General features: G+C 31.8%; 27 protein-coding genes and 1 pseudogene. 7 read left to right on the plus strand and 21 right to left on the minus strand.

Going from position 1 to position 25,482, the window contains the following annotated elements; translation table 11 throughout:
• Window positions 1–81: 81 nt before the first annotated feature.
• The 6 genes from ACP7BT_RS02530 to sosA form a co-directional block, all read right to left on the minus strand.
• A complete protein-coding gene (locus ACP7BT_RS02530) occupies window positions 82–267 on the minus strand; it encodes a hypothetical protein (RefSeq protein WP_002483380.1) in 186 nt (61 codons plus the stop codon).
• A gap of 230 nt (window positions 268–497) precedes the next feature.
• Window positions 498–722 carry a hypothetical protein gene (locus ACP7BT_RS02535; protein WP_142758801.1) on the minus strand — a complete coding sequence of 75 codons (225 nt, stop codon included), beginning with the start codon at window positions 720–722 and terminating at the stop codon, window positions 498–500.
• Window positions 723–912: 190 nt separating this feature from the next.
• Window positions 913–1,152: a YneF family protein gene (locus ACP7BT_RS02540; protein WP_041080499.1), complete on the minus strand. Its 240-nt coding sequence runs from the start codon at window positions 1,150–1,152 to the stop codon at window positions 913–915.
• 206 nt (window positions 1,153–1,358) lie between these two features.
• Window positions 1,359–3,347 carry a transketolase gene (gene tkt, locus ACP7BT_RS02545; protein ID WP_002483383.1) on the minus strand — a complete coding sequence of 663 codons (1,989 nt, stop codon included), beginning with the start codon at window positions 3,345–3,347 and terminating at the stop codon, window positions 1,359–1,361.
• Between the two features lie 79 nt (window positions 3,348–3,426).
• Window positions 3,427–3,672: a DUF896 domain-containing protein gene (locus ACP7BT_RS02550; protein WP_002483384.1), complete on the minus strand. Its 246-nt coding sequence runs from the start codon at window positions 3,670–3,672 to the stop codon at window positions 3,427–3,429.
• 120 nt (window positions 3,673–3,792) lie between these two features.
• Complete coding sequence (gene sosA, locus ACP7BT_RS02555; RefSeq protein ID WP_037538473.1) at window positions 3,793–4,026, minus strand: DNA damage-induced cell division inhibitor SosA; 234 nt, start codon at window positions 4,024–4,026, stop codon at window positions 3,793–3,795.
• 142 nt (window positions 4,027–4,168) lie between these two features.
• On the opposite strand from sosA, the gene lexA reads away from it, so the two are divergent.
• Window positions 4,169–4,792, plus strand: a complete 624-nt coding sequence (lexA, locus tag ACP7BT_RS02560; protein WP_002483386.1) for a transcriptional repressor LexA — start codon at window positions 4,169–4,171, stop codon at window positions 4,790–4,792.
• A gap of 199 nt (window positions 4,793–4,991) precedes the next feature.
• Here lexA and ACP7BT_RS02565 read toward each other — a convergent pair whose 3' ends face one another.
• The 3 genes from ACP7BT_RS02565 to rpsN form a co-directional block, all read right to left on the minus strand.
• Window positions 4,992–6,014, minus strand: a complete 1,023-nt coding sequence (locus tag ACP7BT_RS02565) for a CAP-associated domain-containing protein (protein ID WP_194379237.1) — start codon at window positions 6,012–6,014, stop codon at window positions 4,992–4,994.
• 3 nt (window positions 6,015–6,017) lie between these two features.
• A complete protein-coding gene (gene guaC, locus ACP7BT_RS02570) occupies window positions 6,018–7,004 on the minus strand; it encodes a GMP reductase (RefSeq protein ID WP_041080496.1) in 987 nt (328 codons plus the stop codon).
• A gap of 189 nt (window positions 7,005–7,193) precedes the next feature.
• Window positions 7,194–7,463: a 30S ribosomal protein S14 gene (gene rpsN / locus ACP7BT_RS02575; RefSeq protein ID WP_002483389.1), complete on the minus strand. Its 270-nt coding sequence runs from the start codon at window positions 7,461–7,463 to the stop codon at window positions 7,194–7,196.
• A gap of 215 nt (window positions 7,464–7,678) precedes the next feature.
• On the opposite strand from rpsN, the gene rpmG reads away from it, so the two are divergent.
• Window positions 7,679–7,828 (plus strand): 50S ribosomal protein L33, encoded by a 150-nt coding sequence (rpmG, locus tag ACP7BT_RS02580; protein WP_011303194.1) that lies wholly within the window; start codon window positions 7,679–7,681, stop codon window positions 7,826–7,828.
• 427 nt (window positions 7,829–8,255) lie between these two features.
• Here rpmG and ACP7BT_RS02585 read toward each other — a convergent pair whose 3' ends face one another.
• Window positions 8,256–9,743, minus strand: coding sequence for a catalase (locus tag ACP7BT_RS02585; RefSeq protein ID WP_002483391.1), 1,488 nt, complete (start codon window positions 9,741–9,743; stop codon window positions 8,256–8,258).
• 225 nt (window positions 9,744–9,968) lie between these two features.
• Here ACP7BT_RS02585 and ACP7BT_RS02590 point away from each other — a divergent pair, with 225 nt between their 5' ends.
• Window positions 9,969–11,414, plus strand: coding sequence for an amino acid permease (locus ACP7BT_RS02590; RefSeq protein WP_037538480.1), 1,446 nt, complete (start codon window positions 9,969–9,971; stop codon window positions 11,412–11,414).
• Between the two features lie 148 nt (window positions 11,415–11,562).
• Window positions 11,563–11,877, plus strand: coding sequence for a hypothetical protein (locus tag ACP7BT_RS02595; RefSeq protein WP_011303205.1), 315 nt, complete (start codon window positions 11,563–11,565; stop codon window positions 11,875–11,877).
• A gap of 92 nt (window positions 11,878–11,969) precedes the next feature.
• Here the strand turns inward: ACP7BT_RS02595 and ACP7BT_RS02600 are convergent.
• The 5 genes and pseudogenes from ACP7BT_RS02600 to ACP7BT_RS02620 all read right to left on the minus strand — a co-directional run bounded on the left by ACP7BT_RS02600 (window position 11,970) and on the right by ACP7BT_RS02620 (window position 17,796).
• Window positions 11,970–13,537, minus strand: a pseudogene (locus ACP7BT_RS02600) (IS3 family transposase).
• A gap of 141 nt (window positions 13,538–13,678) precedes the next feature.
• The gene (locus ACP7BT_RS02605; RefSeq protein WP_126424485.1) at window positions 13,679–14,482 is read right to left on the minus strand and encodes a Cof-type HAD-IIB family hydrolase; all 804 of its coding nucleotides are present in this window, start codon (window positions 14,480–14,482) and stop codon (window positions 13,679–13,681) included.
• A 47-nt stretch (window positions 14,483–14,529) separates the two neighbouring features.
• Window positions 14,530–15,447 (minus strand): homoserine kinase, encoded by a 918-nt coding sequence (gene thrB / locus ACP7BT_RS02610; RefSeq protein WP_126424486.1) that lies wholly within the window; start codon window positions 15,445–15,447, stop codon window positions 14,530–14,532.
• A gap of 1 nt (window position 15,448) precedes the next feature.
• Complete coding sequence (gene thrC, locus ACP7BT_RS02615) at window positions 15,449–16,510, minus strand: threonine synthase (RefSeq protein WP_126424487.1); 1,062 nt, start codon at window positions 16,508–16,510, stop codon at window positions 15,449–15,451.
• Window positions 16,511–16,515: 5 nt separating this feature from the next.
• On the minus strand, window positions 16,516–17,796 hold the full coding sequence (locus tag ACP7BT_RS02620) for a homoserine dehydrogenase (RefSeq protein ID WP_041080491.1): 1,281 nt from the start codon (window positions 17,794–17,796) through the stop codon (window positions 16,516–16,518).
• A gap of 188 nt (window positions 17,797–17,984) precedes the next feature.
• On the opposite strand from ACP7BT_RS02620, the gene ACP7BT_RS02625 reads away from it, so the two are divergent.
• On the plus strand, window positions 17,985–19,352 hold the full coding sequence (locus ACP7BT_RS02625) for an aspartate kinase (RefSeq protein ID WP_069821953.1): 1,368 nt from the start codon (window positions 17,985–17,987) through the stop codon (window positions 19,350–19,352).
• 174 nt (window positions 19,353–19,526) lie between these two features.
• Here ACP7BT_RS02625 and ACP7BT_RS02630 read toward each other — a convergent pair whose 3' ends face one another.
• Together ACP7BT_RS02630 and ACP7BT_RS02635 are read right to left on the minus strand one after the other, a co-directional pair.
• A complete protein-coding gene (locus tag ACP7BT_RS02630) occupies window positions 19,527–20,120 on the minus strand; it encodes a hypothetical protein (protein ID WP_041080489.1) in 594 nt (197 codons plus the stop codon).
• Between the two features lie 110 nt (window positions 20,121–20,230).
• A complete protein-coding gene (locus tag ACP7BT_RS02635) occupies window positions 20,231–20,686 on the minus strand; it encodes a hypothetical protein (RefSeq protein ID WP_041080488.1) in 456 nt (151 codons plus the stop codon).
• Between the two features lie 268 nt (window positions 20,687–20,954).
• Between ACP7BT_RS02635 and ACP7BT_RS02640 the strand changes: the two genes are divergently transcribed.
• A complete protein-coding gene (locus ACP7BT_RS02640; protein ID WP_037538486.1) occupies window positions 20,955–21,818 on the plus strand; it encodes an NERD domain-containing protein in 864 nt (287 codons plus the stop codon).
• A 262-nt stretch (window positions 21,819–22,080) separates the two neighbouring features.
• On the opposite strand, the gene nucI is transcribed toward ACP7BT_RS02640, so the two are convergent.
• The gene (nucI, locus tag ACP7BT_RS02645; protein ID WP_041080486.1) at window positions 22,081–22,611 is read right to left on the minus strand and encodes a thermonuclease NucI; all 531 of its coding nucleotides are present in this window, start codon (window positions 22,609–22,611) and stop codon (window positions 22,081–22,083) included.
• 171 nt (window positions 22,612–22,782) lie between these two features.
• On the opposite strand from nucI, the gene ACP7BT_RS02650 reads away from it, so the two are divergent.
• Window positions 22,783–22,974 (plus strand): hypothetical protein, encoded by a 192-nt coding sequence (locus tag ACP7BT_RS02650; RefSeq protein ID WP_011303215.1) that lies wholly within the window; start codon window positions 22,783–22,785, stop codon window positions 22,972–22,974.
• Between the two features lie 82 nt (window positions 22,975–23,056).
• Here ACP7BT_RS02650 and ACP7BT_RS02655 read toward each other — a convergent pair whose 3' ends face one another.
• The 3 genes from ACP7BT_RS02655 to ACP7BT_RS02665 are packed head-to-tail and all read right to left on the minus strand — an operon-like array spanning window position 23,057 to window position 25,481.
• Window positions 23,057–23,659 (minus strand): response regulator transcription factor, encoded by a 603-nt coding sequence (locus ACP7BT_RS02655; RefSeq protein ID WP_037538489.1) that lies wholly within the window; start codon window positions 23,657–23,659, stop codon window positions 23,057–23,059.
• The gene (locus tag ACP7BT_RS02660) at window positions 23,659–24,750 is read right to left on the minus strand and encodes a sensor histidine kinase (RefSeq protein ID WP_002483405.1); all 1,092 of its coding nucleotides are present in this window, start codon (window positions 24,748–24,750) and stop codon (window positions 23,659–23,661) included. The genes ACP7BT_RS02655 and ACP7BT_RS02660 overlap by 1 nt, the downstream gene beginning before the upstream one ends.
• The gene (locus tag ACP7BT_RS02665) at window positions 24,747–25,481 is read right to left on the minus strand and encodes an ABC transporter permease (protein ID WP_115343853.1); all 735 of its coding nucleotides are present in this window, start codon (window positions 25,479–25,481) and stop codon (window positions 24,747–24,749) included. Before ACP7BT_RS02665 ends, ACP7BT_RS02660 begins: the two co-directional genes overlap by 4 nt.
• Window position 25,482: the final 1 nt, after the last annotated feature.

A 25,482-nucleotide genomic window follows, 5' to 3' on the forward strand; every position in this document is an offset into this window, starting at 1 on the left:
AACGACATAGTCAAATGCTTATTCACAATATACACAAAATAAAACCAGCTTATATTTAAGCTGATTTTACTACATGTTTATTTATATTGCATTTGTTTGTGTACATGCGGACAATGCATCGTTTAAAGTGTATCTAAGATAATTCATATCATGTAATTGCATCGCGTTATGATATTTCTTAAATGCTTCGTCGGTCTGAAAGTTAATATGCATATTTGCTAGTCGATCAAGTACTTCTTTATCTTCCATGGCATAAGCATCCTTCACTTATTACTACCTCCCTTATATTCATATTATAACAAATTACAATCTATAATCAATTATTTTTCTGAATATTCCAATTTTTATTGTTATACTCTCCTACACTAATTACGTATTCATTCTATAAATTACCTATAAGAATATATTGTAAATTGATTATTGTATTCTTATTTTTCAAAAAGAATGTTATATAACTTATTTTTAAAATTCTCAATATCCTCATTCATATATTAATCTTATAACTTTTGACTTACACTATCTGTTAGGTAGTGAATTTTATCTTTTTCATCAGTTACAGCTGTGAAGGTAACCTTTGCAACTTGAATCGAATTTGGGAATTGAGTGTTACCATCGATCAACCACTTCCTTTGATTTTTTGATGCACTTTCATACCCTTTATTATCTACATTTGTAGTATTAAGAAAAGGTATATTTTCATCATCTGAAATTATTATTTTCAAAAACATTCCAAATGCTTTTAATTCATAATTTTGTACCCGAATAATGAAAAAGAAGTTATGAAATACTAAACAATGTATTTATAAATGCGATTTAAAAATTCATAGTCATTTTGCCACTGTGTTGCCAGAGCAAAAAATAAAGGGCTGAAAGTTACTTTTTACAAGTAGCTCCCAGCCCTTTAATGATGTTCTATTTAGACTTCTTCAATTGTTCCTGTTGGTTCTTGTTCATCATTGTCATCATTTGATTTATTTTCTTTTGAGAAGGTTTTTGACCCATTTGCATCATCATCATTCGTAGCATTTCTTCATTGATTGGTGGGTTCTTTTTAAGATAATCCATCATATATTTTCTTGCAAGGAAAAATCCACCTACTAAACCTAAAATTAATGCTAACACGATTAATACGATTGCTAACCAAGTTGCCATTGTTTCACCCACTTTCCTATCCTAATGAATTTTACTAAAATTAGTGCTCATTTTCAAGAGCAACTCTATTTATATAAATTATCGACTCATGTATTATATCAATTTCAAAATCAATTTGTAAATATAAGCTTATTTTAATTATAAAATAAAAAATGGTATGAGAACTTAAGTTCTCATACCAACAAAATCAATTTTCACTACACTAATTAAAATGTTTGAATTTGATTTAATACATTTTCTTTAGTAAAGCCATATTTTTCAACAACTAAGTCTCCAGGAGCACTAGCACCAAATCCGTCGATACCAATTACTTTACCTTCTGTACCTACATATTTGTGCCAACCAAGTGGTGATGCCATTTCAATAGCAACACGTTTAGTAATTGATGATGGTAATACAGATTCTTTATATTCATCAGCTTGTTGGTCAAAAGCGTTCCAGTTTGGCATAGAAACAACACGTACACCTTTACCTTGAGCTTCTAAATCTTTAGCAGCTTCTATAGCTAAGTTAACTTCAGAACCAGTAGCTAATAGTAAGAATTCTGGTGCATTATCTGATTCAAATACTACATAAGCACCTTTACGAACACCTTCTTCTACAGTTTCTTTAGAAAGATCCATAGTTGTAAGATTTTGACGTGTTAATACTAATGAAGTTGGTGTGCCTTCTGATTCTAAAGCAACTTCCCAAGCAACACGTGTTTCGTTACCATCTGCTGGACGAATAACGTTCATATTTGGAATTGCACGTAAACCAGCTAATTGTTCGATTGGTTCATGAGTTGGACCATCTTCACCAACAGCGATTGAGTCATGTGTAAAGATAAATGTTGAATTTAGACCCATAATTGATGATAAGCGTAATGCTGGTTTTAAGTAGTCGCTAAATACAAAGAATGTTGCGCCATATGGATGTAATCCGCCGTGAGCAGCCATACCATTTACAGCGGCACCCATTGCAAATTCACGTACACCAAACCAAATATTTTTACCTTCTGGCGTTTCTTTATCGAAATCAGGTGCATCTTTAACATTTGATTTATTTGAACCAGCTAAATCTGCTGATCCACCAAAGAATGAAGGCACTGTTTTACTTAATGCTTGAATCACTTCACCTGAGTCTGCACGTGACGCGCCACTGTGTCCAGCTTCAAAATGAGGTAATGCTTCACTATAATTGACAGGCAATTTACCACTGATTGCTAATTTAAATTCTTCTGCAAGCTCAGGATAATCTTTACTGTAAGTTTCTACAAGTTTATTCCATGCTTCTTCTTTTTCATTTGCACGTTTTAACATGCTTTGTTGGAAGATTTCATAAACTTCTTCTGGTACATTAAAGCGTTTTTCTGGATCTAAACCATAGTTTTCTAACGCTAATTTTCTTTCATCTTCTCCAAGTGGCGCACCGTGCACACCGTGAGAACCTTCTTTATTAGGCGCACCGAAACCGATTACAGTTTTAATTTCTATAATTGTTGGAACATCTTGTGATTTAGCTTCTTCAATAGCTTTATCAATTGCATCTAAATCATTGCCATCTTTAACTAAAATGTGTTTCCAACCGTAAGCTTCGAAACGACCTTTTACATCTTCAGAGAATGCTTTATCTAAATCTCCATCTAACGAGATATCATTTGAATCATATAAAACGATTAATTTATCTAATTGATTATGACCTGCTAAAGAAGCTGCTTCATGAGAAATACCTTCCATTAAGTCACCGTCAGAAGCAAGAACATATGTGTAATGATCAACAACGTTAGCATTTTCTTTATTAAATTTACCAGCTAAATGTTTTTCAGCCATCGCCATACCTACAGACATAGCAAAACCTTGTCCAAGTGGACCAGTTGTTACTTCAATTCCATCTGTATGTTTAAATTCTGGGTGTCCTGGTGTTTTAGAATCCCATTGTCTAAATTGTTTTAACTCTTCTAATTCTAAACTACCTGAAACATGTAATAAACTATATAATAAAGCAGAACCATGTCCAGCAGATAATACAAAGCGATCTCTATCAAAGAAATCTTTTGATTGGGGGTTAAAATTTAAATGGCGTGTCCATAGTGTATATGCCATTGGAGCAGCACCCATTGGTAATCCAGGGTGTCCTGAATTGGCTTGTTCAACAGCATCGATACTCAATGCTCTAATCGTATCAACCGCTAATTGATCTTTTTCTTTATTCATCTAAATGACTTCCTTTCTTCTAACAAGATTCTATATCATTATACCTTATTTAATATCTATTTAACAAAATATTGATTTTCTATTTATCTTCTTTCTCTTTCTCATCTAAAATTTTCTTCACTTTATCTGGAGTGACATCATTACCTTCAGGATCAATGACTCTTGTACTTTCAATTTGTTGTTTAAAGTTTTTTCTAAAAGATTCTAAATAAGCTTTTCGCAATTTCGATTGCTCTTTAGCTTCATTTTCTGTAAGTCCTTGTTCCTTTTTCTTTTTTGCTAATTTATTAATTCTTTTTATATCTACACCATCTTTTTGAGACATTATAAACCTCCGTTATTATTAATATAAAAAATATAACAAAAAAGTGAACGAAACTAAATTGTTTCGCTCACCTTAACCCAACCTTATTATCATCATTAATCATTATCTTTTATATATATTTTAATACATTGATGCCATTACGGGTTGTGAATCTTGTTCGCTTTTCTGCTCCAATTTAGTATTGTTTTGTTCGCTATTGTTAGATTGTTGCGTCATTTGGTGATCTGTCATTTCGTACGTCTGTTCTGAATTAGCATTATTATAAGCACTTAATATAAAAATTGCGCAAAGAACCATAGTTGCAATTAACACCGTTGTATAAGCTTTTATTTGAGATTTATATATTTTTATCATTTATAGTCACTCCTAGAACGTTTGTTTGTATAGTTACTTTATCAGAACATTTGTTCTATGTCAACACCGGAACGAACAAACGTTTGTAAAACAGATATACACATGCTATAATTAGGTTAAATTAGATTAGGGAGTGCCTATTATGAGAGAGTTAACTAAACGACAAAATGAGATTTTTGAATATATAAAACAAACTGTTCACGCTAAAGGATACCCACCAAGTGTTAGAGAAATCGGTGAAGCTGTTGGTCTCGCATCTAGCTCAACAGTTCATGGTCATTTATCTAGATTAGAAGAAAAAGGTTATATTAGAAGAGATCCTACTAAACCACGTGCCATTGAAATAGTAACTGAACAATTAGGTGAACCTATTAATATGGAAGAAACAATTCATGTTCCTGTAATTGGTAAAGTAACAGCAGGTATACCAATAACTGCTGTTGAAAATGTTGAAGAGTACTTCCCATTACCAGAACATTTCACATCTACACACAATAGTGATATTTTTATTTTAAATGTAGTTGGAGATAGTATGATTGAAGCAGGTATTCTTGATGGAGACAAAGTCATTGTTAGAAGCCAAACAATTGCCGAAAATGGTGATATTATTGTCGCTATGACTGAAGAAAATGAAGCTACAGTCAAACGCTTCTTTAAGGAAAAAGCACATTACCGTCTACAACCAGAAAATAATTCAATGGACCCTATTTATTTAGATCAAGTTACTGTCTTAGGAAAAGTGGTCGGATTATTTAGAGAAATGTAATTGGTAATTTAGAGCAATTTAAGACACTCTCAAAAAAATAGGCGAATGCGCAATTGCGCATTCGCCTATTTTTTTCTATTCTTTTCTAAAACTTCTTTAACTTTTTCAAGTATATCTTCTGTTTTATCTTTTTTATTTGTTGTCATAACTTATCCATCCTCACAAATCATGGATACCCGTATACAACTATAATAAAACATTAGCCTGTATAATTTTCTGTCCAGTAAGGTTGCCTATTTTTATTAAAATCGACACCCACACCAAGAGTATTAAATTCTTTTTTAAGTATATTTTTTCTATGACCTAATGAATTCATTAAACCTTGGTGTGCATAAATACTATTTGCTTGACCATATGCTAAATTTTCTCCTGCTACATTGAAATCCTGTCCATCTGCCTCCAATCTATCAAAAGGAGATTCTCCTGATAAATTGTTATGATCAAAATAGTTATTATCAGCCATATCTTTACTGTGTTTTCTGGCAGTATCTGAAATACTAGATGAATAGCTTAATGTATTTAAATTATGTTGAACCCTTTCAGCATTTACTAAATCAAAGTTTTGTAGTTCGAAACTTTGGGCTAAATTATCAGAAGGTGCACCATATTGTTGTTGTAAACGATTTTCCATTTTGTCACTAACCTGTAAAAGCGCAGTTAAGTTATTGTTCTCATGTTTATCATAAAATGCCGTTGTATAAATACTGTCTTTATGAAAATTATCATATTCATCGTCTTGAACATCAAATTTTACGTTACCTTTTTGTTTATCTTTAATTGGTTCGCCAAGTCTATCTCGCACAATTTGTTTAGGTGTACCGTATTTAATTTTCGATTTAGAAGAAATTAGATTTTGATTACTATAAAGTGCATTCACTCTATCATCAATATAACTTACCATTACAAATGCTCTATAATCATCAGAATAATACGTATGCCACTGTGTGCCATATTCATTTGATGTCACTCGTTTAGCTTTGCCAAGTTTGTTATCGACGTCCTGTTTTGACATATTCATTTGAATATTATTCACAGCAAAATCTTGTTTATTAGGTACTTTCAGTTCATCGTTCGTTGCTGTTTCGCTTGAAGTCCAACTATCAACACTCGATTTGAGTTGCTGCTGTAACGATGTCATAGGTGCCGTTTCTTTGATAGGGACGACTAATACAATAATCAAAAAAATGACTATATATAATAAAAGTCTTCTGATTTTAAACACCTACTATAATTTTTGGTCTCTATCACCATTAAAAATTGAGTTTCTTACGATAACGTAATCTACTTTTCTTAATGAATTTAAGTCTTTGCCACCTGCATATGAAATTGAACTTTGTAAATCTTGTTGCATTTCAGTTAAAGTATTAAAAAGTGAGCCTTTATGTTCAACAAACATTTTTTTACCTTCAACGTTTTTATGTTCACCTTTTTGGAATTCAGATGCGCTACCAAAATATTCTTTATACATTTTGCCATCTAATTCCACTGTTTCACCTGGTGATTCTTCATGTGCAGCAAATAATGATCCTACCATAACCATTGATGCACCAAAACGAATTGATTTTGCAATATCACCATGTGTTCTAATACCACCATCAGCTATTATTGGTTTACGCGCTGCTTTACTACAATGATTTAAAGCAGATAATTGCCAACCACCTGTACCAAATCCAGTTTTAATTTTAGTAATACATACTCTACCTGGTCCAATACCTACTTTTGTTGCATCAGCGCCTGCATTTTCTAATTCACGTACGCCTTCTGGTGTACCTACATTTCCAGCAATTACAAATACTTCTGGAATATGTTTTTTAATATGTTTAATCATATTGATAACTGAATCAGAATGTCCATGAGCGATATCAATCGTAATATACTCAGGAATCACGTTTTCAGCAGCTAATGATTCAACAAAACCAAATTCGCGTTCTTTAACACCAACTGAAATTGAAGCAAATAAACCTTTTTCTTGCATCTTTTTAATAAAAGGAATACGACCTTCTTCATCAAATCTATGCATAATATAGAAATAATCATTCTCAGCGAACCATTCCGCTAATGTTTCATTCATTACTGTTTGCATATTTGCCGGTACTACAGGTAGTTTAAAACTTCTAGGTCCAAATTGAATTGTTGTATCACATTCCGAACGACTGTTTACAATACATTTATTTGGTACAAGTTGTATATCTTCATAATCAAAAATTTTCATTTTAACAAACCCCTAACATTTTTAATAAAACTTTTATATAATGGTAAGATTTTCATGATGTTAATGAGCATTATTATTGAAATAATTGATAATTTTATCATTTTTCCGAACAATAACTTTTTTATTTATCTTTTCCAATAGATAATATACATTGTTTTATATCAAATGTAAACTGACTTTAGTCGTAAATTACCAACTAGATTTTTTCACTCCTGGAATTTGCCCTTTATGTGCATAATCTCTTAATGCAATGCGTGACATACCAAATTTACGATAAACACCTCTAGGTCTGCCAGTTACTTTACATCTTCTTGTTAATCTCGTAGGAGAACTATCTCTTGGCAATTTTCTTAAAGCTTCATAATCGCCCTTATCTTTTAGTTCTTTTCTCAATTCGTAAAACTGTGCAACCAACTTTTCTCTTTTCTGCTCTTTTGCTATTTTAGATTTTTTTGCCATCTATTTTCCTCTCCTTTTTACAAATCGAAATTATTACGTTTTATATCATAACATATTTTTCTATCTATTCAATCTTTAATCTTTAATTAATTTTTAGTGGATATGTATTTTAATGTAATCCTTCAAATTGCACATTATTAAAATGTTGAAAGATTAAATTTTATGTGGTAATATTATAAAACGTAATCATTACTATTAAGAAAGAGGTGTTAACTTTGCGCGTAAATATTACATTAGCATGTACTGAATGTGGCGATCGTAATTATATTTCTACAAAAAACAAACGTAATCATCCTGAACGTATTGAACTTAAAAAGTTTTGTCCAAGATTAAATAAATATACGTTACATCGTGAAACTAAGTAGTACATTTCATTACTTATCTTTTAAATACGACATTTAAAAATTGGAATTTGTAATATATGTTGTTTTTTTAATTTAAAAAGCAGCATATTAGTCTAATGTTCTGAGTTTTGAACAATAGAGTCTGGGACAAAAATAGATGTCTCAGACTCTTTTTCGTTTAGGCAGTAGATGACTGAATAGAAAATGTAAAGTCCCACTGCTTTAAAGAATTACTACTTCTATTTATGAAAATTAGTAGTTCTTATGTATAAAAATGCTAGTAGACTTATACATGCGCTTCAGCTCTCAAAACTTTTCAATCCTAGTCATCCTACTTTTGTTAATAAAATTAAGCCTTACCTCAAAAAAGCCAGCGAAATAAATTTCGTTGGCTTTAAATATGATGTTTATTCAACTTGTGCTTATTTTATTCTTAAATTGTGTTAAATTAGTCTTTAACTTCAAGATCAACATCATTAATGTCAATGCCTAATGCTTTAGCTACACCTTTACCATATTCACTATCCGCTTTATAACAATGACGAATATGACGGTGTTGTACTTCTAATGTTGTACCTTGCATTTCATTCGCTGTATTTTCAAAAATACGCTCTTGTTGTTCTTTAGATTGTAATCTGAATAAACGTCCTGGCTGTTCGAAGTAGTTATCGTCATCTTCACGGAAATCATATTCGTAAGCTTCGCCTTCTACTTTTAATCCAGGTTTTTTAAATTCAGGTTGATCTTCAAATGCACCTTCACTGTTTGGATAATAGTGTGTACTACCACCTTGATTGTTATCCAGAATTCTCATTTGACCATCTCTACTAAATGGACAGATATTTTCAATCCCTACACCTTTAGGTTGGTTTACTGGAATTTGCCAATGGTTCACACCTAATCTATAACGTTGTGCATCACCATATGAGAATAAACGTCCTTGTAACATTCTATCTGGAGAGAAGTCAATACCAGGTACAATGTTAGTTGGTGCAAATGCTGCTTGTTCTACATCTTGGAAATAGTTATCTGGATTGCGATTAAGTTCCCATTCTCCAACTTCGATTAGTGGATAGTCGCCTTTATACCATACTTTAGTTAAGTCAAAAGGATTATCTTTATGATTTCTTGCTTGTTCTTCAGTCATTACTTGGATATACGTTTTCCATTTTGGATAATCTTTATTTTCAATTGCTTCGAATAAATCTCTTTGTGAAGATTCTCTATCTTCTGCAATTGTTCGTGCCGCTTCCTCCGGTTGTAAGTTTTCAATACCTTGTTGTGTTCTATGATGGAATTTAACCCAAACACGTTCACCTTTATCATTGTACATTGAGTACGTATGTGAACCAAAGCCATGCATATTTCTAAAGCCTTTTGGAATACCACGATCTGTCATCAAGATTGTTACTTGATGTAAAGCTTCTGGTAATGATGTCCAAAAGTCCCAATTGTTTTGAGCACTACGCATATTTGTTCTAGGATCACGTTTAACTGCGTGGTTTAAACTTGCGAATAATTTCGGATCTCTAAAGAAGAATACTGGTGTGTTATTACCAACTAAGTCCCAGTTACCTTCATCCGTATAGAATTTCAATGCAAAACCACGAATATCACGTTCTGCATCAGCTGCACCACGTTCACCAGCTACTGTTGAAAAACGTGCGAACATTTCTGTTTGTTTACCTACTTCAGAGAAAATACTTGCTGAAGTATATTGTGTAATATCATTTGTTACCGTAAAAGTACCAAAAGCACCTGAACCCTTAGCGTGCATACGGCGCTCCGGAATCACTTCTCTATCGAAGTGTGCCATTTGTTCTAAAAAGTACCAATCTTGCATTAATAACGGTCCTCTTGGACCCGCTGTCATACTGTTCTCTCTATCTGAGACTGGCGCACCGAAAAGGCTTGTCAATTTTTTATTATTGCTCATTTTACTTCCCCCTTACTTCATCTAGATAATAATAATTATTATCTAGTATTTATTTTAATGTATCCTCCACGTAAAAGCAAACATTGGCTCACTAATTTTATTGACAATTTTCGCAATATTTAAACATTTTGTAATTATTACTCACAAAAAGCATTGCTTGTATTCAGTAAAAGCATTAAAATGGATTGTATATATAAAATTTCAATCGAATATAGGAGACTTTTTATGGCACAAAACAATATGAATCGCGGTCTAAATTCTCGTCATATTTCAATGATTGCAATTGGTGGTGCCATTGGTACTGGACTTTTTGTTGCAACTGGGAATGTCATTTCTCAAGCAGGACCTGGTGGCGCTATATTAGCTTATTTAATTATTGGAATTATGTTGTATTTCTTAATGTCATCAATCGGGGAGCTAGCAACTTTCTATCCTGTTTCTGGATCGTTTAGTTCTTATTCTACAAGGTTTGTAGATAAATCATTAGGGTTTACCATGGGTTGGCTATATTGGGCAATATGGCTACTTGTAACGAGCGTTGATATTATTATTTCTTCAAGTGTACTTTATTACTGGGATGCTTTTCAATTTTTCAGTCCTGTCACATGGAGCATTATATTCTTATGCTTACTGTTCTTATTAAATATATTTTCTGTTAAAGCATTCGGTGAAACAGAATTTTGGTTATCTCTCATCAAAGTTGTAACCATCATCGTGTTTATTCTCATTGGTGTATTAACGATTGTAGGAATATTAGGTGGGAAAACTTATGGATTATCGAATTACACAACTGGTGAGGCACCATTTGTTGGTGGTATTTCAGGTTTTCTAGGCGTCCTCTTGGTAGCAGGCTTTTCAGTTGGAGGTACAGAAGTCGTTGCTGTTACTGCAGGCGAATCTTCTAACCCTGATCGCTCAATGCCAAAAGCTATCAGACAAGTTTTCTGGAGAATTTTACTCTTTTATGTATTATCAATCGCAGTTATATCAGCAATTATTCCTTATACAGACCCAATGTTATTGAATAAAAACGAATCGGTTTCTCAAAGCCCTTTTACCATTGTGTTTGATCGTGTTGGCATTGCATTTGCAGCTTCAGTAATAAATGCAGTTATTTTAACTTCTTTATTATCAGCAGCTAATTCTGGGATTTATACTACAAGTAGAATGTTATTCTCTATGGCAGAAGATAGACAAGCACCTAAGTTCTTATCTAAATTAAACAAGACTACAAAATTACCAATGACTGCATTAATTGCTACATTTGTAATTGTATTGTTCATCATAATACTAGCGCAATTCAAATCAGATATAGTGTTCTCGTTATTAAATATTATAGGATCACTCGTTATTGTGATTTGGGCGTCTAGTATCTTATCACAAATTAGGTTACGCTCTGCTATTAAGAAACAAAATAAAGATCCAAATGAAGTGTTGCCTTACAAAGCACCGTTTTATCCATTTGGACCAATTATTGTCATTATAGCGTTATTATTCTTATTTGTTGGTAACTCGTTAGATGCTGCTTTATCTGGAGATTTTGCCGCACTATTTAGAAATTTAGCACCTATGATTATTTTATTTGTAATTTATATCGTTCACAAATTTATTAAGAAAACTAAAATCGTCAAACTCAGTGAGATGGATTTGAAGAGACACGATTATAATTAAAATTAAAACATCGGAATAAACTGTTATGTGTTTATTCCGATGTTTTTTAATTTGCTAACAATTTAATTATAGAAGTAAGGATATTTTCACTGGTCAAGAAGTGTAGTATAATAACATATAATAATGACTTAACCTAGAGGTGGAAACTATGGTTGGACAAACGAATTTATTTGATGACATATTAGAGACTGAAGAACGTTTCGTTATAGTTGTGCAATCACTTGAGGAAAAGCATCAACGCTTAATTAAACGCACACTAAGAGAATACAGTAGTTTAGAGCATTCACAAATGGAAAGCCTCTTTGAACATTTAAAAGACCTATTTTTAGAAGAAACATTTGAGGAGGATCAGTCCGCATTTTCAATCACTGTTTATACAAACCTAGATTATGCTGCAGACCATGTCTATGCACATGTAAAACGACATCGAGGTAAAAATGAATGGACACATACTGCAAAATAAATACATCTATTAAAAAAGAGGTTAGGACTTTTATTTGAATTGCACCCCGTCAAGTAGACAAATAAATAATTAAATTATCGGTTAATCTCGGTTTATACGAGATTAGCCATTTTTAATGTAATTCTTTCATTATTAAAGAATGTTATATCCTCATTGATAACTTGAAACGCTTGTTCTATAGTTTCAAATTTAAAGTTTTTATAACCCCTATAAATTTCAGATTTAATAATTCCCCAAACGCCTTCCATAGGTCCATTATCAATGCATCTTCCAACTCGAGACATACTTTGTATCATATTATGTTGATTTAACTTATTTTTAAATAATCTGGATGTATACTGAAAACCACGATCGCTATGAAATATAATACCTTCGGTATCAGTTACAGTATTAACTGCCTTATCAAATGTTTCAAATACGAGTTGATTGTTATTTGAGCTTCCTAATACATGACTTACAATTTTACCTGATCCCAAATCATATATCGCACTAAGATATATTTTATTTCCATTTTTAAGTTGTAATTCAGTTACATCTGTTAGCCATTTTTTATTAGCCTTACTTTCTTGAAATTTACGATTTAATTCGTTTTCGGCTATGGTTTGTGGGTTGCTAGGTTTATAGCGCTTACGTTTTCGGCGAATAAATGCTTTTAAATTCAGTTGATTCATCAACCGATAAACACGTTTATGGTTTACTTCTTTCTGTAAATATAGGCGAATATAAATATAAATCCTCCTATATCCATAAATACCTTTATATTTTTTATAAATATGTTTTATTTCTTCTAACAATACTTGGTTTTCAATTTCTTTTTGTGTGGGATTACGATGTAACCATTTATAAAAACTTGCACGGGAAATCTTTAAAATTTGGCATAAATGCTTAATAGGAAATTCATTTTTTAGCGTTTCAATCGTTTCGTATGCGACGATTTGCTTGTTTTTTGGTTTATCATCTCTCTTTCTATTTCTTGATATTTTTTTAGTACTTTATTTTCCATTTCTAGTATTTTATTCCGATCTTTTAGAGCTTGAATTTCAGCTTCTTTCTGTTCTTCTGGTGTTAATATATATTTAGGTTTGCCTTTGCCTCGACCATCTTGAAGGCCATCGCGGCCATGTACTTTATATTTTTGTACCCATTGGTACAATTGACCATAACTGATACCGTATTTTTCAGCACAGTCTTTATAATTAATTTCATTAGCTAAATAGTATTCTACAATTTTAAGACGTTCTTGGAATGTTGTTTTTTTACCCTTCATCGTATACACCTCATTTTTAGGAGAAGAATTGATATTCTCTTTTCTTCCAGTATAACGATTTACCCATCTACGTACAGTTTCATGAGCAGAAATATTATATTTAATGGCTAAATTTTTTATAAGATATGCCATCATTCAAATACTCTTGAACCACATTCTTTTTAAATTGAAGTGTATACTTATTATTTTGTGAATTGCGTATAAAAGATTGTATACCGTTGGTTAAATATTTGTTGTACATGTATCGGAGATGGCCTGGAGAGATATCAATATCAACTACATCTACAATATTTTCGAAACTCATACCATTTTCATATTTAGCAAAAATCAATTCTAATAAATCTAGATCAACGATTTTTTTAGACATAGAAAAACTCCCTTCAAAGTTTTCATTTTCTAAATGTCTACTTTGAAGGGAGCATATCAATTTAAAGTTCTAATCTCTTTTTTATTAACTACTACAAATCGTAATTTCAGTGCGCATACAAACAAATAATTACAAAAACGATATTAATACATTAAACGCTTTAACTTTTATAAAATCTGTCTCAATGTATGTGGAATGCCATTGTCACTATTGCTCAATGTAATTTCATCAGCAACTGCTTTCACCTGGTCATTGGCATTGCCCATAGCAACAGCATGACCGACCACTTGCAGCATAGAAATATCGTTTGAACTATCTCCGAATGCAACTACTTCAGATAATGCAATATCTAATTTTTTAGATAAATCTGTTACTGCATTACCTTTAGAAACACCCTGTGCCATAAATTCTAAGAAATACGGCTTACTTGTTGTCACATCTATATCTTCATTAAAGTGACCAGCTAAGTCAGTGTTAAGTTTTGAGATAGTTGATACATAATCTACACCCATTACTTTAGGCACGTCATCCTGGATGAAATCCTTTAAATCATTTACATGTTCCATAGGTAACCCAGTTAATTCCGATTCTATATTCATATATTCATGTTCACCTTCGTAAACAATATGACCATCTTCATATGTTAAAATGAATAAATTATTTTTGCGACAATAATCCACAATTAAATCGAAATTTTCCTTAGTTACCGTTCGACTTTTTTCTACAATTTCAGTATTCACATTGACAGTTTTACCACCATTATAGCTAATTACATAACTTTGATATGTATCAAGTTTTAATTTTTTAGCAGTTGGTAACATGCCTTCAGTAGGTCTACCAGATGCTAATACGACTTTATATCCTTGTTTTTGTATATCTAATAAATAAGATTCTGTCTCTGGACTCATTTGATTTTCATTATTCATCAATGTGTCATCCATGTCCATGACTACCATTTTATACTTACCCATGTTGCTAATCTCCCTTCAACGTCTATATTCTATATTACAACAGATTATTAACGTTGGTACAATACTTTAGTCGTTACACCTGTTTCATTGATTGTAACAAGTTCTGATCTACAATCTTTAAATTCACGCTTTAGTGCACGTACTAATTCGCCGCTTCGTTCAGGTGCTATTAATGTGAGTACTGTTGGGCCGGCACCACTAATTACTGTTGCGTATGCTAGATGTTGTTTCGCAATACCTTTAATTGTTTGAAATTCTGGAATCAAATGTTGTCTATAAGGTTCATGGAAACCGTCTTGTTCCATCATTTTTCCAGCTAATTCATAATTATGTTGAATTAATGCACTAATCATCGTATTACTAATTGCACTATTTTGAACTGCCTTTTCATGAGAAAATGTATCAGGTAATGCGTTTCTTGCATCAATTGTTTTTAATTTATAACTTGGTATCGTTATAATAATATCAATTTTAGGTGTATCAATGTAGGAGACATCTGTAACTTTTGTATCACCGTTATAATAACCAAGCACAAGACCACCATAAATTGTTGGCGCTACATTATCTGGATGCCCTTCAAAATCCGTCGCAAGTTGTAATAGTTCATATTTAGATAGTTCAATATCTCCAAAGTAGTTAGCGATATACAATGCACCCACTAAAGCCGAAGCAGATGAACCTAATCCTCTTGCTAAAGGAATTTCACTTCTCATTTCTACATTTAAATTTGGCAATTCAACTTCATATGTTTCAGCAACTTTTTGTGCGATTTGGTAAATGTAGTGGCTCTCATCATTAGGCAGTTCATCTACATTAGGTCCAATATGATTAAAAGACCATTGATCTTCATCGTTCACAGTAACGTCTAAATATAAGAATTTATTTAAAGCCATTCCTATAGAATCAAATCCGACACCTAAGTTAGCTGTAGATGCCGGAATTTTTAAATGTAACGCTTCTTTCATGCTATAGTGCCCCTTTGATGTAATCTAAAATACTCTGTCTATCATTTGGTAATGATTTAATTGGATTATCTAATAGTGAAATGGCTGTATCAGGGTCTTTCAGTCCATTACCTGTTAGAACTGCAACAACTTTTTTGCCTTGAGGCAATTTACCAGCGCGATGTAACTTTATCAATCCTGCAATTGATGCATTACTTGCTGGTTCACTAAATACACCTTCATTGCGAGCCATTAATTGGTATGCTTCTAAAATTTCTTCATCTGTCACACTATCAATATAACCATTTGATTCTTCTAGTGCATTCGTCGCTTTATCCCAACTTGCTGGATTACCAATTCTAATTGCTGTTGCCACTGTATCAGGATTTTTAACAACTTTATTTTGAACGATAGGAGAGGCACCTTCTGCTTGAAAACCATACATGTTAGGCAATTGAGTGCCATTTTTATCCCTATATTCTTTAAAACCTTTCCAATATGCAGAAATATTTCCTGCATTACCAACCGGTATAGAGAGTATATCAGGCGCCGAACCACCCAATTGTTGAATAACTTCAAATGCGCCAGTTTTTTGACCTTCAAGTCGATAAGGATTGACTGAATTAACTAATGCGATTTCTCCATTTTTTGCAACTTCTTGCACGATTTCTAATGCTTCATCAAAATTACCTTCGATTGAAACAATTTCTGCGCCATACATAACAGCTTGTGATAATTTACCTAGTGCAATCTTACCTTCAGGAATTACTACGATTGCTTTTAAGCCAGCTCGAGCAGCGTATGCAGCTGCAGATGCTGACGTATTACCTGTCGATGCACAGATTACGATTTTTTTCCCTTCTTCTTTGGCTTTGGCCATCGCCATAACCATACCTCTGTCTTTAAAAGAGCCTGTAGGATTCGAACCTTCATATTTCACATGGAGTTCAATGCCTAATTTTTCAGACATCCGTTCACAATATATGAGTGGCGTATGTCCTTCATTTAATGTTAGTGATGGTGTTGCTTCATTTACAGGTAAATATGTTTTAAATTCTTCAACTAAACCTTGCCAGTTTTTCATAGTTATTAAACTCCTTCTACTGGATAAATTTTCTTAACGATATATCCAGATTCTGTGATGGATGCTTCAGGATTTTCATCTATACCAACAATTACAACACCAGCCGTATGAGCATCTCGCTCAGTTACGGCCAATGATTTATGAAACGGTAATTGACCTTTAAGTAACGTTTCAACTTTATTTACTTCTTCACCATCAGTTTGAACTACAACATAATAACTTTCTTTCTCTTTAAGTGAAACAGTTTCTGATTCATCCATCAGTTCTTTGGTTTTTTCAGTTTTTAATTCAAAGTGAGGCGGTAATGTATGCAAGTTAGTTTCAAAATTCAATGTGACATTTAATAAATCACTGACTACAGCACTACCAGTTGCTAAACTGCCTGCACCTTTTCCGTAAAACATTGTTTCTCCAACAGCATCGCCAATAACATAAATTGCATTAAATTCATCTTCTACCGCTGCAAGTTGGTGCGCTTTATTAATGAACGTCGGTGCAACTGAAGCTTGTACCTGTCCATTTTCATATGTACCTTTACCGATTAATTTAATTTTGTAACCTAATTGATCTGCAACTTGAATGTCTTCAGATTCAACATCACTGATACCACGTCTATCGACATCATTTAAATTAATAACCTGGTTAAATGATAAATAAGAAGTAATGACCACTTTTCTTGCCGCATCAATACCTTCTACATCATCTGTAGGATCTGCTTCTGCAAAACCTAATGCTTTAGCCTCGTCTAAGGCAGCTTCAAAACTTGTTTGCTCTTTAGTCATTTTACTTAAAATAAAATTAGACGTACCATTCAGTATGCCCATAAATTTGCTAATGTTGTTTGCATTCAACCCATTATTTATAGCATTTACAATAGGAATACCACCTGCAACACTTGCTTCATATTTCAACGCAACATCATTTTCTTGCGCTAAATCTTCTAATACATTTAAATGGACTGCTAATAAGTCTTTATTTGCTGTTACGACGTGTTTCTTCTGACTTAATGCACGTTTTAGCCAATCCACAGTTGGTTCAATACCACCCATAACTTCTACAATGATATCAATTGAATCATCATTTAATATTTCATCAATATCTTCTGTTAAATGATAACTCGACACATTTATTGGTCTTTGTCTTGATTTATCTCTAACTAAAATGTGTCGAATATTGATATCTTTATTCATTGTTTCTTTAATTTGTTCTCTATTCTCTTCTATAATTTTAACTACACCAGAACCTACAGTTCCTAAACCAAGTAAGGCTACGTTTAATTCTCTCATAACTTCATTCCTCCGTTGTTCTTCTTAAAAATACAATTGTACAGTTGAAAAATACTTGAATATGGTATAGTATAAATTCATTCATTATTTTTGTAAAGGTTCAATATTTAATCGTATATCTATCCTATCACTCCCGTGATAAAAACTAAACAAAATTTTCTGATTTTTTAGAAAGGTTGGTATTTACAATGAAAGTAGCTAAATTTGGAGGAAGTTCTGTTTCTAATGCAGAACAGATAAAAAAAGTATTAAATATCGTAAATTCAGATGTTGATCGGAAAATTATCATCGTATCAGCACCGGGTAAACGTCACAGCGAAGATGTAAAAACAACGGACTTACTAATTCGTTTGTATGAAAAAGTGATTGATAGATTAGATTACACGTCTAAAAAGAAAGAAATCATTCAAAGATACGCAGATATCATAGATGAATTAAACATGGATTATCATTTACTAACTTCAATTGATGAAACATTAGAGTCATACATTGCTACATTAAAAGATAAACCTTCTCGTTTATTAGACGCATTACTATCCTGTGGAGAAGATTTTAATGCGCAACTCATTGCAGAATATAACAATAGCCAAGGTATTCCTACAAGATATGTATCTCCTGGTGAGGCAGGCATTCAAGTTACTGATTTACCACAAAATGCACAAATCTTAGAGCAATCTTATAATACGCTATATAAATTACGTGAATATAATGAAAAACTCATAATTCCTGGATTCTTTGGGGTTTCACGACAAAATTATATTGTTACATTTCCAAGAGGTGGCTCTGACATCACAGGTGCTATAGTAGCTAGAGGTGTACGGGCAGACTTATATGAAAATTTCACTGATGTCTCTGGTATTTTTAGAGCAAATCCTACGATTGTTAAAAATCCTGAAGTCATCGATGAAATTACCTATCGAGAAATGCGTGAACTTTCTTATGCTGGATTTGGAGTGTTTCACGATGAAGCTTTACAACCTTTACACAAAGATAGAATTCCAGTTGTCATAAAAAATACAAATAGACCTGATGATATTGGTACATATATTCGCCATGATAGAGAAATAAATTCTAATAACATTGTCAGTGGTATTAGTTGTGATAAAGGGTTTACAGTTTTAAACATTAAAAAATATTTAATGAATAGACAAGTTGGTTTTACAAGAAAAATATTAGCTGTCTTAGAGGATTATGATATTTCATTTGATCATATGCCATCAGGTATAGATAATATTAGTATTATTATGCGCTCCAAAGAAATCCAAAATAGAGAAGAACAAGTCTTAAATGACATTCGAAAAAATTGCGATGTTGATGAGTTAAGTGTGGAACATGATTTAGCTATCTTAATGATTGTTGGTGAAGGTATGCATAGAATTGTCGGTACTGCAAATACAATTACGCACGCGTTAGCTGAATCGAATATCAATTTAAAAATGATGAATCAAGGGGCATCAGAGATATCAATCATGTTTGGTATACATGTCTCTGATGCCGATAAAGCAGTCAAATCCACTTATGAATATTGTTATAATGGCATATGTTTAAAATCTTAAGTAGCTTTTATTATCGTTATATAAATCAAAAGATACTTAAAGTAGTTTTAATGATATGATTGAAGTCATACAAATTCAAACTCGCTTTAAATAATATTTCATAAATCAAGCCAAACAAAAATCCTTCAAATTCATTGTATCTGTTGGTTAAACTTTCCAATGATTTGAAGGATTTTATATGGCTTTTTTCTCTGATATAAGCACTTGATTAATTCTTTCATCGCCCACTACTAAACGTAGTATTACAAATTGATAATAACTCAATGAATCTATAACACTTCTATAATTTGGTAATTGATGATAATCAATAGGATCTAATAATTCATACATTAAAACGATTTCTGGCTTAATATAGTCTACATCCCATTTAATAGAGTGAAAATAAATATTTTTTTCTGGCAATCGAATATTATGATTCCATCTAAACATCCATTCTTCATCTTCAACATCATAGACAATGATAGTCATAATTAATTTTTCACCATCAAATATTTCTGCATGTGTAATATTTTCGAAATTTAATTCGTCATAATTAGATGATGCGTGATTGGTATCGTGGAGCACCTTACGATTGTCATTAGGAATATATTTTAAGACCTCACCTAAAAATTTTCTTTCAACGCTGATATCAACTTTACCATTCAGGTTAAATTCGTCACGTAAAAATAGTTGTTTGGCAACTTCACCATTAAATTTAAATAAGTTAGGTACATTTTCATTTAAAGATTTTACAATGTCTTTAACTTTTTCATTATTTTCATTATCCAAAAGTGCACCTCCTATAAAAGTAAGCGTTTTCAATAATACATATTATATAATTTGTATGCGCATTTTTCAATGCATTAAGCGCAAAAATGTGAAATAAAGCACAAATAATTTTAAAAATCACCAATTTCTATGTATTGACCATTTGAATCTCCAATAATAGGATCTGGTCTATTCATTAGGAGCACACTATGAGTACAGTTCTTTATCGTATTTTGTATTTCTGCTATTGCAGGTACGGTTTGATATAACTTATCTTCATTCATAAAAGGTGCTGAAACAAAATAAAAGCGAATTTGGTATTTTGAAAAGGTTTCTAATACACCTTTGCCTATTATCACATGACTAGCGCTATCAACTATACCATTTGGAATGATTATATTAAAATCTGTATATTTTGATACATACCTTATAATATCTGTAGAATAACTTATTACTGATATTTTTATATTTGCTTTATATAGTTCATCTATCATTTTATAAGCAAACGGATGATTATCAAATGCAATAATATCGTCCCACTGGATCGTTTCTATGATATGTTCAAAATATTGTTTTATATTGCTCAACTTGCTATTCACCTTCTTCATTGAAAGATATTGTGCGTAATTCATTATAACTGTTTAATGACTTGAATTATACAAATTCCACAACAGTTTTAAAGAACCAATAAAATTTATTTAGTAATATTACATCAAAATATTGCTTTTGTAAGTAATGGTCTTTCTATTGTCATAGCACTAATATACTAATTTAAAATTATAGAATTTGTGCTAAACTAAATAAAAGCGTAAAATAAGATATAATAAAAAATTAAATAAGATTAGGATGATACATATGTTTTTCCCGTTAATATTAATTGTAATTATAATACTATTAATTGTTATTGTAATAATTGACCATCGAGTAATGCAAAATAAACTTGAAACTGAAACGTATTCAAAAGATCAATTAGTTACAAAAATAAGTACAGTAACTCGAGAAAATACACAATTAAAAAATCAAATGCTGAATATAGATGGAAACAATGATACGCACCATCATGGTTTAAGAAAAGCGAAGCAAGATTTAAATAGTATCTTAAATCAATATAAAAACGAAGGTGTCATTCAACATTTTGATATTATAGCTACTGGTAACTTAGCTGTAAAACATCCCCTTTTTGAGTACGCTAGAACTTTCGATTATGTTGTAATTACAGAAAAAGGCATTTTTAATATCAATGTTAAAAATTGGAAGCAAAAAACATTTTATCATTTCACTGCAGATACAACAAACAGCAATGAATCTAAAGTGAATGATAATATAGACCAAACTGTAGGACGTTATATTGCTAATCAATTTCATAGTCAGTTTCAATCAACACGTTCGACAACGTATACATTCATTGAACGTATTAAAAATAATTCTGTAACCTATGATTTTTATAATTATGATCCTTTTGAACAATCATCTATCAATACACAGGCTTTAGAGGCTAAGATATATGAGAAACTCAATCAACAAATCAAGAATATTGGACTTGTTTATTTCACTGATGGTAGCGTAAATATTATTGACGGCCCGTCTACAAGAGGTGATTACGTTGAAACAGTCTCATCTAAATCTTCCTTACAACAAATTATTGGAGATACTGTTCAATCAACAGATCAGGCATTGACTAAAGAGCAATATGATAAATTAGTAGCACGTTTTTATTAAATTAATATACTATATAGGAAAGAAGAGTCTGGGACAAAAATAGATGTCTCAGACTCTTCAAACTTTAGCTAAAGCCTCCGTCTTTGTGGGCAGTTTTTTGTGCACGCTTTCCGTGGACACAACCTTAGCCTGTAGTCTTCGGCCAGTGCTTTTCCACAGGAGTCGGCCCAAATTACTGCCAATACGTTATGAAAAATATAATATTATAAAGCCGAGACATTAATATACGTCTCGGCTTTTTTTCACATTATAAATTCAAAGTTTAACTCCAAATATTTAATTTTTTCTCTTTAGCAATGTCTTCAGACTTTTCAAAGGCTTCTCTATATTTTCCATTTGGAGAATAATATTTTTCTCTAGCTAAGCCTTGTTTGACTAATTGCTCATTATACATTGTCTTATTATCAAGCCAAACATAAGCTAATGTTCTACCGTATCGGTCTTCTTTTTCTTTATCGTACTCTAAATACACGTCTTTATTTGTTAAATGCTTTTTAGTATAATCAGAAGCCTCTTTCCCATAAGGTTGTACCGGTGTATTGGGTTTAACTGTTTCGGGCGTATCAACGCCAATCAGTCTAACTTTCAATTGCTCATTATTGTCATTTTCAGCAACGAATGTATCTCCATCTACAACACGTGACACATGAACTTTTTCAGAATCTTGTGGTCCTGTTGACGTATCTGCACCATTATTTTGAAATGGTCCTGTTTGATTAATATATTGAAAAGCTAATACACCTAACACTACTACGATAACGACTAAACTAGTCATTTTTTTCTTAGATTTCATTGTTGCACCCACTTCTTTTAAATATTCCAAATTATCATATAGAAAAAGCAAACTATCGTCAAGACCACATTATACACTAACTCATAAATTAGCTGATGTTTTAAATAACATGATATTGTTTATCTATGTAAATAACTCGTGCTATAATAATCTTGAATAGGAGTGAACAAATTGAGCATTTTCAAAGAAAACATGATAACGATTATTGCAGTTGTCATTGCCGTCATCGTAGGTCTAATCTTACAAAACCAATTTCAACTACCGCTAATGGTTTCTGCCGTTGTAGCAGTTTTATTAGGCATATTAATCGGATTTATCATTTTCATTATCCAATCTATCGCATCCAAAAATAAACGTAAATAATAAAAACTGCCGTTATAGACTTATCGGCAGTTTTTATTATTTAATTTGAACCATACAACATATTTAGCAAGTGCTAAATCATTTAAATCCATCCTTTATTTCTAGCAATATTCCATGCTTCAAATCGATTTTCGGCATCAAGTTTATCAATAATCGTAGATGTATAATTTCTAATTGTTCCATAAGATAAAAAGAGATGCTTGGAAATCTCTTTACTCGTATGGCCCTCACCTATCTCTCTTAAAACCAATTGTTCTTTAGGCGTTAATGGATTTTTTTCTTTAAATAGCGACGTCATCAGTGCTTCACTATATTCTTTTTCGTTATTCAATACTTTATAAATCGTTGTGACTAATTCATCTATAGAGCGTTCTTTCAATACATAAGCATCTACATCGTTCGCTACCGCTGATTCAAAATAACCGGGTCTCTTGAATGTTGTAACTATAATTACTTTCACATCAAGTTGTTGTTCTTTAATATTTCTCAATATTTCTAAACCTGTCATGCCAGGCATTTCAATATCTAAGATAGCAACCTGTGGTTGTCTTACTTTAATTAATTCATACGCTTCTTTTCCGTTACCTGAACTTCCAACTACTTCTAACTGTTCATTTAAATTAATAAGCTGAACCATTGCTTCTCTTAACATCGTTTGATCTTCTGCTAGTATGATATTTATCATCATGCGTCACCTCGAGATATTTTAATGGATATACATAAGCCATGATTCGATTGTATTTCAATCGATCCATTCATAAGGGCTACACGTTCTTTAATACTCTTCAAATCATGCTCTTTTAAATCATCCATGCCAATCCCATTGTCAATAATAGTCAATGTAATATCATTTTGTGTCTCTGTTAATGAACCAGTTACCGATGTTGCATGAGCATGTTTCAACACATTATTAATTGCCTCTCTCAAAATCATCGCCAAAATAGCTTGTTTAGCTGGACTAATACCTTTTGCTAGTTCGGCATTAAAAAATTCAAAATTTAAATTTGCATTTTTTAACAACGTTTCCATCGAAGCTACTTCTTCTTCAAATGACTGTATTTTCAAATCATTCACGATACTGCGAACTTTATTTAATGATTCCTTAGATATATTGTTAACTTCAATCATTTGTAATTTTGCTTTTTCTGAATCGCTATCAATCAGTTTGATTGCTAGTTCTGATTTTATGCTTAAACTTGCAAAAACATGACCTAACGTATCATGTAAGTCTTGTCCAATGCGATTTCGTTCTTGTTCGGCAATGAGTACATTGATATGCTTATTCTTTTCTTCCAGTGCATTTTTCATTTTTATTGTTTCACTCTGTTTGAAGTTTCCAACAGTTATAAGTAATATAGCGATATGCATGACTGCTATAAAGCCTAAACTTAGCGGATCTGTGACATAAATTAAAATAAAATTAATAAGCATGACAACAATGAAAATTAAAAAGGCTATAGATTTCATTTTCACTTTCAATACATATGGTAAAATAAATGAACTAAAGAAAAAGAATAAACTCGTCGCTGGCCCGACACTATAAACAAAATAAGTGATACCAATATAATGTAAAATTAGAAAAGTATATATCATTTTTGTTGATAACACTTCCGTAAATATGGCCAAAGCAGTATATGAAATTGTAAAAATAATAAATATAATAACATACATCCAATATGACCCTTTTAAGTCAAATGTAAACAATGGTATCACTGCAAATATGAGATATACTAAACTCGATAAATCAATTACATTGACTTTCAATCTTTTAATCATATATCCACGTCTCTTCTCTTTTGAATAATAAGTGCAACTACTAAAAAGAGTATACTATAACCAACTAAAACAAAAAGTGATAAATAGTCTAGCGTCCCTCCTTTACCAATTTCATAAGCGACTTGCTTCAAATGGTAAGTCGGTGTGACATAAGCAATCTTGCGCATCCATTCAGGAAATTGACTTACAGGAAACCATAGACCGCCAAGAATAGCTAAACTTAAATACAAAATATTACCAATACTACTTGCTTTTTGAATTTCATTGATTTGTGATATCAATACCCCAACAGATAAAAAAGTACTCGCCCCAATCCATAATATTAAACCGGAAAGTAACCAATCTGAAGTTGACATTTCAACACCTTTCATAAAGTGTGCGACAATAAAAATAAGTAAGATGGCTAAAATAAACTGGAACATCATTTTAAAGACTTTAGCCATATAATATTGATGTGACTGTAGTGGTGTACGCATTAAATTTTTATACCAGCCTGTCGTCTTTTCATTAATTAAATCTATCGGGAATTGCATTAAACAAAAACTCGATAAACTAAATGCCATCATACTATACATATATTCTTTATAAAATGGTTTTTTCGCTTCTTCAGGCAAATCCAGTATAGATGTAAATAATAAATATAAAGCAAGTGGTACCAGTATAGATAGCACCAAATACACTTTCTTTCTAAATAATAATTGAATTTCTGTCTTTAAGTAATAAGTTAACATA

The organism is Staphylococcus sp. Y174-1 (genome assembly GCF_049897865.1).
Classification (GTDB): Bacteria; Bacillota; Bacilli; order Staphylococcales; family Staphylococcaceae; genus Staphylococcus; species Staphylococcus saprophyticus.